General features: G+C 63.5%; 10 protein-coding genes. 8 read left to right on the top strand and 2 right to left on the bottom strand.

Annotated features, from left to right (window positions below; genetic code table 11):
- The first annotated feature begins 147 nt into the window (after positions 1–147).
- The 7 genes from pncB (at position 148) to EN943_RS29335 (ending at position 8,034) form a co-directional block, all read left to right on the top strand.
- Complete coding sequence (gene pncB / locus EN943_RS29365; protein WP_127415657.1) at positions 148–1,452, top strand: nicotinate phosphoribosyltransferase; 1,305 nt, start codon at positions 148–150, stop codon at positions 1,450–1,452.
- Positions 1,453–1,638: 186 nt separating this feature from the next.
- Complete coding sequence (locus EN943_RS29360; protein ID WP_127415656.1) at positions 1,639–3,078, top strand: hypothetical protein; 1,440 nt, start codon at positions 1,639–1,641, stop codon at positions 3,076–3,078.
- A 153-nt stretch (positions 3,079–3,231) separates the two neighbouring features.
- Positions 3,232–4,536 (top strand): ABC transporter substrate-binding protein, encoded by a 1,305-nt coding sequence (locus EN943_RS29355; RefSeq protein WP_127415655.1) that lies wholly within the window; start codon positions 3,232–3,234, stop codon positions 4,534–4,536.
- A gap of 216 nt (positions 4,537–4,752) precedes the next feature.
- Positions 4,753–5,634 carry a branched-chain amino acid ABC transporter permease gene (locus tag EN943_RS29350; RefSeq protein ID WP_127415654.1) on the top strand — a complete coding sequence of 294 codons (882 nt, stop codon included), beginning with the start codon at positions 4,753–4,755 and terminating at the stop codon, positions 5,632–5,634.
- Positions 5,631–6,593: a branched-chain amino acid ABC transporter permease gene (locus EN943_RS29345; protein WP_127415653.1), complete on the top strand. Its 963-nt coding sequence runs from the start codon at positions 5,631–5,633 to the stop codon at positions 6,591–6,593. Before EN943_RS29350 ends, EN943_RS29345 begins: the two co-directional genes overlap by 4 nt.
- Positions 6,590–7,318 (top strand): ABC transporter ATP-binding protein, encoded by a 729-nt coding sequence (locus tag EN943_RS29340; RefSeq protein ID WP_127415652.1) that lies wholly within the window; start codon positions 6,590–6,592, stop codon positions 7,316–7,318. Before EN943_RS29345 ends, EN943_RS29340 begins: the two co-directional genes overlap by 4 nt.
- Complete coding sequence (locus tag EN943_RS29335; RefSeq protein ID WP_127415651.1) at positions 7,315–8,034, top strand: ABC transporter ATP-binding protein; 720 nt, start codon at positions 7,315–7,317, stop codon at positions 8,032–8,034. The genes EN943_RS29340 and EN943_RS29335 overlap by 4 nt, the downstream gene beginning before the upstream one ends.
- Here the strand turns inward: EN943_RS29335 and EN943_RS29330 are convergent, their stop codons facing one another.
- On the bottom strand, positions 8,035–9,468 hold the full coding sequence (locus EN943_RS29330) for a sodium:proton antiporter (RefSeq protein ID WP_127415650.1): 1,434 nt from the start codon (positions 9,466–9,468) through the stop codon (positions 8,035–8,037).
- Between the two features lie 157 nt (positions 9,469–9,625).
- A complete protein-coding gene (gene pncA / locus EN943_RS29325) occupies positions 9,626–10,240 on the bottom strand; it encodes a bifunctional nicotinamidase/pyrazinamidase (RefSeq protein WP_127415649.1) in 615 nt (204 codons plus the stop codon).
- 246 nt (positions 10,241–10,486) lie between these two features.
- Between pncA and EN943_RS29320 the strand changes: the two genes are divergently transcribed.
- Positions 10,487–11,012: FAD binding domain-containing protein (locus EN943_RS29320; protein ID WP_206522829.1), on the top strand; the 526-nt coding region annotated here is incomplete at its 3' end.

Raw genomic sequence — 11,012 nt, 5'->3', positions numbered from 1 at the left:
CCGCAAGCTGATGACAAGCTGCGCGCGGACGCATGCAGGCAGCTCTTTTTGTCGGGCCAGCCTGAAAGCGGGCAGCGTTCCGGCCGATTCGATGCTATTAGGCCTGTCGCGATTGTGGATGGCAGGCAGCGAAGGCGGTGTTGAAACATGGCTAAGACCGATATTGCGCGGCGCGTCTACAACCACACCTGGAAGCTCGATCCGATCGTGCGCAGCCTGCTCGACACGGATTTCTACAAGCTTTTGATGCTGCAGATGATCTGGGGCATGTATCCCAAGGTCGACACCACCTTCTCGCTGATCAACCGCACGACGTCGGCGCGCCTTGCCGACGAGATCGACGAGGGCGAACTGCGCGAGCAGCTCGATCACGCCCGCACGCTGCGCTTCTCCAAGAAGGAGATGATCTGGCTCGGCGGTAACAATTTCTACGGCCGCAAGCAGATCTTCGAGCCTGAGTTCCTCGCCTGGCTGGAAGGCTTCCGGCTGCCCGAATATGAGCTGTCGAAGCGCGACGGGCAGTATGAGCTGACCTTCAGCGGGCCGTGGATGTACACCACGCTGTGGGAAATCCCGGCGCTCGCCATCATCAACGAACTCCGATCGCGCGCGGCGATGCGGGCGTTCGGCCCTTTCGCGCTCGACGTGCTCTATGCCCGCGCCAAGTCCAAGATGTGGGCCAAGACCGAGCGGCTGAAGGCGCTGCCCGGCATCCGCATCTCGGACTTCGGCACGCGCCGGCGCCATTCCTTCCTGTGGCAGCGCTGGTGCGTCGAGGCGCTGAAGGAAGGCATCGGCGAAGCGTTCACCGGCACCTCCAACGTGCTTCTGGCCATGGACAACGACCTCGAAGCGCTCGGCACCAACGCACATGAGCTGCCGATGGTGTTCGCCGCCCTCGCCGACTCGGAAAAAGAGCTGAGGCAGTCGCCCTACAAGGTGCTGCAGGACTGGCAGCGTTACTATGGCGGCAATCTCTTGATCGTGCTGCCCGACGCCTTCGGCACCGCCTCCTTCCTGCGCGACGCGCCGGACTGGGTGGCCGACTGGACCGGCTTTCGCCCCGACAGCGCGCCGCCGATCGAAGGCGGCGAAAAGATCCTGTCCTGGTGGCGCGACAAGGGCAAGGATCCCAGGCAGAAGTTGTTGATCTTCTCCGATGGGCTCGAGGTCGAGACGATCGAAGAGACCTATCGCCACTTCAAAGGCAAGGTGCGCATGTCCTTCGGCTGGGGCACCAATCTGACCAATGATTTCGAAGGCTGCGCGCCGACGGAAACCAACAGCCTGGATGCCATATCGCTGGTCTGCAAGGTCACCGAGGCCAACGGCAGGCCAGCGGTCAAGCTTTCCGACAACCCGGCCAAGGCGACGGGCGACGAGAAAGAGATCGAGCGGTATATCAGGATTTTTGGCGAGAAGGACCGCGTGGAGCAACTGGTCAAGGTGTGAGGGGTGACCACGTCAGCCAAGACGGCAATCTTGGATAGGATGAGTTCCTTCACGCCCCCCTCTGTCCTGCCGGACATCTCCCCTACGAGGGGGGAGATTGCGTCCTCATATTTGCTTTCGCCAATCTCCTGCGTTGCTAGGGTAGAGCCGGCGGTGAAACTGGCAATCTCCCCACCTGTGGGGGAGATGTCCGGCAGGACAGAGGGGGGCGCCGTAGAGCGCCATCACCTATCGTTGGCTTTGTTGCTTACGGCCGCATCGCTCATATTGCCCACCCCAGCCTTCCCCCACGCCTCCGATCGCGGCCACGTCCTGCTCCTGCCGACCGGCTACTATCTGGTCGGCGGCGCCTTCGCCGTAGCCGTCAGCTTCCTCGTTCTGGCGCTGCTGCCTGCGGATTCGCTTGACCGCTTCTGGCGCCGACGCCTGCCGCTGTTCACCTTCGGCGAAAGCGCTCGCATCACCTTCAGCCTGATATCCTTTGCCGGCTTTGCAATTCTCATCACCGCCGGCCTTTTCGGCAGCCGCGACCCACTGTCCAATCCTCTGCCACTGGTGATCTGGACACTGTTGTGGGCCGGTGTCACGCTGCTGCAAGGCGTCTTCGGCGACCTCTGGTCATGGCTGACCCCCTGGTATGGACCATGGCGTCTCGCCTCGCGCCTGTTCGGAACCGGGGATCACGGAGCATGGCGCCTGCCCCGATGGGTCGGCTGCTGGCCGGCTGTCATCCTGTTTTTCGCCTTTGCCTGGTTCGAACTCATCGATCACGCGCCCGACGATCCAGCGCGGCTGGCCTTGGCCGCCGGCCTCTACTGGCTGTTCACTTTCTTGACCATGCTGGCGTTCGGCTATCGCGCCTGGAGCCGCAGCGGAGAATTCCTGACGGTCTTCTTTTCGATGGTGGCGCGTTTCGCAATCGTGGAACGGAACGAGCATGGCCGGCTTGCGCTTTGCTGGCCGGGCGCCAAACTGCTCGCCGCGGAGCCGCTGCCGCCCAGCGGCATGGCTTTCCTGCTGCTCGCTCTGTCGTCGGTATCCTTCGACGGGCTGTCGAAAACCTTCTTCTGGCTCGGCCTGTTCGGCATCAACCCGCTCGAATTTCCCGGCCGCACCGCAGTGATCGGCAGCGGCACTTTCGGGCTCGTCCTGACGTTCCTGCTGCTGGCGGCGGTTTTTCTTCTTGCGGTCTGGCTAGGCCAGCGACTTGCCGGTCCCGATCGGCCGTTTGGCCAGGCGGCGGGGCTGTTGGTCTGGTCGATCGTGCCGATCGCGATCGCCTATCATGTCGCGCACTACCTGACGGCACTGCTGGTCGACGGCCAGTATGCGTTGGCCGCCCTGTCCGATCCGTTCGCGCTGGGCTGGAATCTGTTCGGCACCGCCGACATGCAGATCGAGGCCGGCATCGTAGCCGGGGCGGACTCGGCGTGGTGGTTGTGGAATGTCCAGGCCAGCGCCATCATCCTTGGCCACGTGCTCGCCGTCCTCGTCGCCCACGGCTTAGCCTGGCGCCTGCACCCGCAGCCTTCCCGCGCAGCCCTCAGCCAGTTCCCGCTTACCTTGCTGATGATCGCCTACACCGTCTTCGGCCTCTGGTTGCTTGCCACGCCGACCACCGGATGAGAAAAGGACGGCCTCGATATCGTTGGGGAAGCTCGCTTGCCACATCAAGGCTTTGGTGATTTAGTTTGTACACATGCAATTTTTTGCGTCCTCTGAGCGAGGATGCCGAAGCCGCCTTATCGTTGGTCAAAACTGAAAAACAGGGGAACGAACATGGCTGACAAGAACGGATTTTTCGACCTCTCCAAGACTGCCCTGACCCGCCGCACGGCGCTGAAGGGGTTAGCCGCAGGCGCCGGCCTCGGCCTGGCCCCCGGCTTCGTCCGCTATTCCCAGGCGCAGAGTTCAGCGCCGATCAAGATCGGCTTCCAGTCACACCGCACCGGCATCGGCGCCGCCTATGGCCGCTGGTACGAGAAGACCACCGCTGCCGCGGTCAAGGCGATCAACGCCGCTGGCGGCATCAACGGCCGCCAGGTCGAGGTGATCATCGAGGATGACGGCACCGATCCCGGCCGTGGCGCCGAGGTGGTCGGCAAGTTCGCCACCCAGCACAAGACCGACATCGTCTTCGGCACGCTGTTCTCGCATGTCGTCATCGGCTCGGCGCCCGCCGCCGGCGAAAACAAGATGCCCTATTTCGTCGTCAGCGAAGGCCATCACGTCGCCTCGACCAAGCTGAACCGCTATGTCTTCCAGCCCGGCATCACCGACGTGAAGAGCCAAATCCAGTCGATGGCACCGTGGATCGCGGCCAATGCCGGCAAGAAGGTGACGCAGATCTTCCCGGATTTCGCCTTCGGCTACGACCACCGCGACTACCTGCCGCCGGCACTGAAGGCACAGGGCGGCGAGGTCATCGCGCAGATCGCCATCCCGCCGACGGAATCGTCCTTCACCAAATACTTCCCGCAGATCCCGACCGAGACCGAGGTGATCTACCACGTCATGGTCGGCCCGGCCGTGCTCACCTTCGTCAAGGAGCTCGGTGAGTTCTACGGCTCCAACCGGCCGCAACTGTTCGGCTTCATCGATTCGCTCGAAGCCACCGACATCAACAGCCCCGGCCTCGAATTCCTCGACGGCAGCCATTTCTGGGAAGGCTCGCCGCGCTACGCGCAGCCCGATGACAGCGAAGCGCAAAAGGCCTATCGCGCCGCCGTGGGCATCGACGACAATGGGGCGGCCGTCGGCGACCCCAAGGACGTCTCCACCGCAGCCCACATGTTCGGCTGCTGGGAAACGCTCTACGTCGTCAAGAAGGCGATGGAGGATGCAGGCTACAAGGGACCGGAAGACCGTGCCAAGCTGGTCGAGGCGACCGAAGCGCTGACCGAGTTCGCCGAGGGTCCGGAGCATCCACAGGGACCGAAAACCTTCAACGGCAAGATCCACCAGTGCTTCGGCATCCAGAACATCTCCAAGGTCGAAGGCGGCAAGCTGAAGGTCGTGCACAAGACCAAGATCGAGGACGGGCTTTACGAGGCCGAGGGGGATTATACGACGCAGGCGCTGTGAGGCTTAGCTTCAGCAGCGTGAGCGCCAAGGCACCCCCCTCTGGCCTGCCGGCCATCTCCCCCTCAAGGGGGGAGATGGGAAGTTTCTGCGCCGGCGGACACCTACCTACCTCGGCAACTGGCGAAAGCCGGCCCGACAGCCAATCTCCCCCCTTGAGGGGGAGATGCCCGGCAGGGCAGAGGGGGGTGCGCCTCGCGCCTGCCTTGGGCGTGTAGCATGCACTTCGGTCCCCACCTCCTCCTCGCCGCCCTCGAAGGCCTCGTCACCTCAGCCGTGCTGGCGCTGACGGCGCTTGGGCTGTCGCTGGTGTTCGGCGTCATGCGGGTGGTCAATGTCGCGCATGGCGAGTTCTTCATGCTGGGTGCGGTGCTCGCCTGGGCGATCTCGACGGCGATCGGCGGCCATCCGGCGCTTGGCTTCCTGGCGGCGCTGGTGATTGCGCCGCTGATCGTCGGCGCCATTGCGCTCATCGCCGAGCGGCTGGTGCTGCGCCGGCTGAACTACAATCCGGAAGCCACGATCGTTGCCACCATCGGCATGCTCTACATCATCCAGCAGCTGGCACTGACCTTCTACGGTCCGGAGGCGCGGCCGGTGGAGCCGCCTTTCAACTACCGCATCCTTTTGCCGTGGTTCGGCTATTCCGGCTACAAACTGTCTGTTGTCGCCGCTTCCGCGCTTCTCTTGACCGCGACATGGCTGGTGCTGACGCGCACCCGGATCGGCCTCGTCATGCGAGCCACGCAGTATGACAGCGAGACGGCGCAAGCCTTCGGCATTCCTGTCGGCCGGGTCTATGGCGGCGTCTTCGCGCTTGGCGCCATGCTGGCGGCCATAGCGGCGGTGCTGATCGTGCCGATCAGCCAGGCGCATTATCTGATGGGGCAGGATCCGCTGCTGCTCTCCTTCATCGTCGTCATCATCGGCGGCCTCGGCTCGCTGCGCGGCACGGTCGTCGCCGCTGTGCTGATAGGCCTCTCCGACGGTATCATCTCGATGTTCTTCTCGCCGACTTTGGCCAAGATCATCGCAACGCTGCTCGTCGCCATGGTGCTTGTGTTCCGCCCGCAAGGCCTGTTCGGGACGGCATCGCGATGAGCGAAGCTTCGCCGGCAAAGGCTTATGCCCTGCATCTCGGCGTCATCGCGCTGCTGTTCATGCTGAGCTTCCTTTTGCCGGAGTATTATCACGGCCTGCTTGCCCGCATCATGGTGCTGGCGGTCTTTGCCATGGGCTACAACATGCTGTTCGGCTATGTCGGCCTGCTCAGCCTCGGTCATGCGATGTTCTTTGCCGCCGGGCTCTATGGCGCCGGCCTGGCTATCATCCAGCTCGGCTGGAGCGTACCAGCGGCATTCGCCTCGGGCCTCGGCTGTGGTGTTGTTGTTTCACTCGTGATCGGCCTGCTGGCGTTGCGCACCACGGGCGTCGCCTTCATGATCGTCACCATGATGTTCGCTCAAGTGTTCTACCTCCTCATCCTCTATTTCGCGACATGGACCGGCGGCGACCAGGGCATGGTCGTGCCGCAGCCGGCGCGGGTGCTCAGCTTTGGCGCTACATCGCTCGAACTCACCAATCCGACGGTGCGCTACATGACAGCGCTGGCGCTGTTTTCCATCGTGCTGCTCGTCACATTGGCCATCGTCCGCTCCCGCTATGGCCGCGTGCTGGTCGCCATCCGCGAGAATGAGGAGCGCACGAAGATGCTCGGCTACGATACGTTTTCGAACAAGCTCGCCGCCGTCGTCATCTCCGGCATCATCTGCGCGGCCTCGGGGGCCGCCTATGCGCTGCTGTTCGGCTATGTCGGATCGAGCTTCGCGTCGGTGCAGTATTCGATCCTGCCGCTGCTGTGGGTGCTGCTGGGGGGTGCCGCGACGACGCTTGGGCCGCTGATCGGCACGCTGTTCATGTATTATGTCATCGATATCACCAGCGGCTACACCTCCGCCTATCTGCTGATCGTCGGCATCGCGCTGATCCTGCTGGTGCTGTTTTTCCCGAAAGGCATTCTGGGCAGCATCCGCCAGCGCTGGCTCGGGTGGCTGCCATGATGCCGCTTTTGACCACCAAGGGCCTGTCGCGCAATTTCGGTGGTCTGCGCGCCGTCGACAATGTCGATTTCGCGCTGATGCCGGGCGAGATCCGCGCCGTGATCGGCCCCAACGGGGCGGGGAAGACCACCTTCGTCAGCCTGGTCAGCGGCCGCATCCAGCCGTCTGCCGGCATGATCGTCTTCGACGGCGCCGACATCACCAATCTGCCTGCCTATGTCAGGGTGCGCAGGGGCATCGCCTACACCTTCCAGCTCACCAGCGTCTATGCCAACCTGTCCGTTTACGCCAACGTCGCGCTGCCCGCGCAACTGACGCTGCGGCATGGCAGCCATTCCAAGAGCGCGATACAGGCCGCTGTCATGACCGCACTCGAACGCACCGGCCTGGCCGATCGCGCCCAGATGCCGGCCGGGCAGTTGTCCTACGGCCATCAGCGCCTGCTGGAAGTGGCGATGGGCCTGGCGCTGAAGCCGCGCCTGCTGATCCTCGACGAGCCGACGCAAGGGTTGGCCGACAGCGAGATCGACAATTTCATCACCCTGGTGCGCGAGATCGCCAAAAACGCCACCGTGCTTCTGATCGAGCACAACATGCCGGTTGTCATGCAACTGGCCGACCGCATCACGGTCTTCAATGCCGGCGAGATCCTCGCCGAAGGCACGCCCGAAGCGATCCGCGAGAACGCGGCGGTGCAGGAAGCCTATCTGGGGACCGCCCCATGACTGAACCTAAGTCTCAAGCCCTCACCATTTCGGGGCTCGATTGCTTCTACGGCGAGGTCCAGGTGCTCTATGGCCTCGACCTGGTGCTGAACAAGGGCGAGGTGCTGTGCCTGTTCGGCCGCAATGGCGCCGGCAAGACAACGACGCTCAAAGCCATCATGGGGCTGGTTCCCTCAAGCGCCGGCTCGATCAAACTGGCTGGCCAAGAGTTGACTGGTCTGCCGGCGCATGAGGTGCCCAAGGCCGGCGTCGCCTATGTGCCGCAGGGAAGGCGGCTGTTCGCCGAGATGACGGTGGCGGAAAACATCGAGATCGGCCTGATGGCGCGCGGCAAGGACAAGGCCGTGCGGGAAAACGTGCTCGACCTCTTTCCGCTGCTGCGCCAACGGCTGCGGCAGCGCTCGGGCACATTGTCCGGCGGCGAACAGCAGATGCTGGCAATGGCGCGCGCGCTCTGCCTGGAGCCGCAGGTGCTGCTGCTCGACGAGCCGACCGAAGGGCTGATGCCATCGATGATCGCCAAGATCCGCGAGACGGTGTCGAAGCTGCGCGACATGGGCGTCTCGACCATCCTGGTCGAGCAGCGTGTCGATGCGGTGCTTTCTGTCGCCGACCACGTTGCCTTCATCGAAAACGGCCGCAACCGCGAGACGGTCGACGTCGAGGAGTTGCGCGCCGACCCGTCGGCGGTGCGCCGCTATGTCGGCGTGGGTTGATCAGCCAAAGAACAGGAAGCCCGCGACCAAAAATATCGGGATCAGCACCAGGCCCGACCATGCCATATAGCCGAAAAAGCCCGGCATCTTCACGCCGCGATGCCTGGCAATAGCATAGACCATGAAGTTCGGTGCATTGCCGATATAGGTGTTGGCGCCCATGAACACCGCGCCGGCCGAGATCGCCGCTAGCGTCGAGGCGAATTCCGTCATCAGATGCCTTGGGTCGCCGCCGGCAAGCTCGAAAAACACCAGATAGGTTGGCGCGTTGTCGAGGAAGGATGACAAAGCCCCGGTCAGCCAGAAATAGGCGAGGTCGTTGGGCGCACCCGAGGGCGAACTGACAAGCGAGACCAGCGGCGCCAGTGCCCCCTCATGGCTTGCCCTTAGGATGGCGATGACCGGCACGATGCAGATGAAGATGCCGGCAAACAATTTGGCCACCTCTGCTATCGGACCCCAGTTGAAGCCGTTCGCCTCGCGGTGGCTCTTGTAGGAGAGCGGAAGCGATAGCAGGGCCAGCGCCAGGATGATGGCGTCGCGCACCAGGTTCTGCAGTTCGAGACTGACGCCGAACACGGAAAAGCTCACGCCCGGTTTCCAGGCGGCCGACAGCAGGATGGCGCCGATCACGCCGACCAGCAGCGGAAGATTGGCCAGGCCGCGCAGACGCACCTTGGTATCCGGCGTCGGATCCTTGATCTTCGGCGCGCCAGCCTCGCGCCGATGCAGGATGATGTCGATGCCTAGGAAGACGGCCAGCACGGCACCGCCGACGAACAGCGTCTCGCGCCAGAGATTGGCGGTCGTCCAGAAGAAGTCGACACCTCTGAGGAAGCCGACGAACAGCGGCGGATCGCCAAGCGGCGTCAGCGAGCCGCCGATGTTGGACACCAGGAAGATGAAGAAGATGACGACATGGGCGTTGAACGGCCTGGCGTCGTTGGCGCGGATGATCGGCCGGATCAGGATCATCGAGGCGCCGGTCGTGCCGATCACCGAGGCCAGCAGCGCGCCGACCAGCAGCAGGCCGGCATTCACCAGCGGCGTGCCGTGAATGTTGCCGGCAATGAGAATGCCGCCGGAAATGGTGAACAGCGCAAACAGCAGGATGATGAACGACATGTATTCGGTGAGCAACGCATGCAGCACCGCTTCGGTCGCCGTGGGGACACCGAAGGCAACCGTCAGCGGCACGATCACCAGCGCCGCCCAAAGGGCCGACATCTTGCCGTAGTGATGTTCCCAGACATGAGGAAACAGCAGCGGACCGGTGGCGATCGACAATAGCAGCCCGGCAAAGGGCAGCGCCCACCACAGCGACATCGAAGCGCCGGGCAGGCCGTGGTCTTCGGCGGCAAAAGCTGTTCCAGGAAACAGTATTGCGAAAACCGTTACAGCGCATGGGATCGCGCACGAAAAAGGCCCCCTCATCCGGCCGCTGCGCGGCCACCTTCTCCCCGCTGGGGAGAAGAGGCTGGCATCAACGCCGGCGAACTCCTCTCCCCTCGGGGAGAGGTCGGATTGCCCCGAATTGCCCTTCGCAATTCGGCTGGCAATCCGGGTGAGGGGGTGCTTGCCCAAGGGCCGTTCAATCCGACAAAGGGTCTTCGAGCGTCACGCCGGCGTCGCGCATGCGCTGCAGCATGGCATTGAGCGAACCGTTGAGATCGATGCCGCGGCAGGCATCGAGCCGCACTGTGGTTTTGAAGCCCTGGCTAACGGCGTCCAGCGCCGAAAAGCCGACGCAGAAATCGGTCGCCAGCCCGACCAGGGTCAGTGTGTCGATGCCGCGCTCCCGGAGGTAGCCGGCAAGGCCGGTCTGTGTCTTGCGATCGTTCTCGAAGAAGGCCGAGTAGCTGTCGATATCAGGCCGAAATCCCTTACGGATGACGAGCTCGGCCTTGGTCCAGGCGAGGCCGGAATGGAAATCCGAGCCGAGGCTGCCCTGGATGCAGTGGTCCGGCCACAGCGTCTGCTGGCCGTACGGCATCTCGATCATGGTGAAGGACTGCGCGCCCGGATGGCTGGAAGCAAAGCTGGAGTGGCCGGCGGGATGCCAGTCCTGCGTCAGCACGACATGGTCGGTTCGCCGGATCAGGTCGTTGACCAGCGGCACGATCTCGTCGCCGCCAGCAACCGCCAGCGCGCCGCCGGGACAAAAGTCGTTCTGCAGGTCGATGACAACAAGCGCTTCGTCGGCCATGGGCTTTCCTCTTCCGTATGCAGGCTCCAGTGGAAAATGCCGCTGACGCGACCGGACGCAGAAACTTGACCAGATGGCCGGCGGCGTCAACCTCTCGCGACATAACAAATGCGTGCCGGCCGGGCCGCTGCAAACTCGGGCTTTGACAAATCCTGCGGGCTTGATATCATTTGCATACGAATGAATTTCTCGGCTCGAACGCCGGAAATATCGGATTCGACAAGTTCCTTTTCTGGAAGGCAAAGCGTGATCCGTTACGCGAAACCCACCTCGGTCGACGAAGCGCTCGCTTTGCTTGGCGAGGGCGCCTGGCGCATCCTTGCCGGCGGCACCGATTTCTATCCGGCACAGGGCAGCAAACCGTTCCGCGACAATGTTCTCGACATCAACGGCTTGGCGGCGCTGCGCGGCATTGCCGAGACGAGCGACCATTTCGTCATCGGCGCGCGCACGACCTGGACCGACATCGTCCGCCATCCCTTGCCGCCGGCCTTCGAGGCGCTGAAACAGACGGCGCGAGAGGTCGGCTCGGTGCAGATCCAGAATGTCGCCTCGGTCGCCGGCAATCTCTGCAACGCATCGCCTGCCGCCGACGGCGTGCCGGCCCTGCTCGTCCTCGATGCCGAGGTCGAGTTGCGCTCGGTGGCAGCGACGCGGCACCTGCCGTTGCAGGACTTCATTCTCGGCAACCGCCGCACGGCTCTGCTGCCCGGCGAGATGGTTACGGCGATCCGCGTGCCGAAGCCCAGCGGCACGTCGGCTTTCGTCAAGC

The organism is Mesorhizobium sp. M7A.F.Ca.US.006.01.1.1 (genome assembly GCF_003997935.1).
GTDB lineage: Bacteria > Pseudomonadota > Alphaproteobacteria > Rhizobiales > Rhizobiaceae > Mesorhizobium.
Note: the sequence above shows the minus strand (reverse complement) of the source record. Positions and strands in the feature narration are given on the sequence as shown.

Bases quoted from the DNA above. Each gene is read 5' to 3' on its own strand.
- pncB (WP_127415657.1), top strand. From the start codon at position 148: ATGGCTAAGACCGATATTGCGCGGCGCGTCTACAACCACACCTGGAAG.
- EN943_RS29360 (WP_127415656.1), top strand. From the start codon at position 1,639: ATGTCCGGCAGGACAGAGGGGGGCGCCGTAGAGCGCCATCACCTATCG.
- EN943_RS29355 (WP_127415655.1), top strand. From the start codon at position 3,232: ATGGCTGACAAGAACGGATTTTTCGACCTCTCCAAGACTGCCCTGACC.
- EN943_RS29350 (WP_127415654.1), top strand. From the start codon at position 4,753: ATGCACTTCGGTCCCCACCTCCTCCTCGCCGCCCTCGAAGGCCTCGTC.
- EN943_RS29345 (WP_127415653.1), top strand. From the start codon at position 5,631: ATGAGCGAAGCTTCGCCGGCAAAGGCTTATGCCCTGCATCTCGGCGTC.
- EN943_RS29340 (WP_127415652.1), top strand. From the start codon at position 6,590: ATGATGCCGCTTTTGACCACCAAGGGCCTGTCGCGCAATTTCGGTGGT.
- EN943_RS29335 (WP_127415651.1), top strand. From the start codon at position 7,315: ATGACTGAACCTAAGTCTCAAGCCCTCACCATTTCGGGGCTCGATTGC.
- EN943_RS29330 (WP_127415650.1), bottom strand. From the start codon at position 9,468: ATGAGGGGGCCTTTTTCGTGCGCGATCCCATGCGCTGTAACGGTTTTC.
- pncA (WP_127415649.1), bottom strand. From the start codon at position 10,240: ATGGCCGACGAAGCGCTTGTTGTCATCGACCTGCAGAACGACTTTTGT.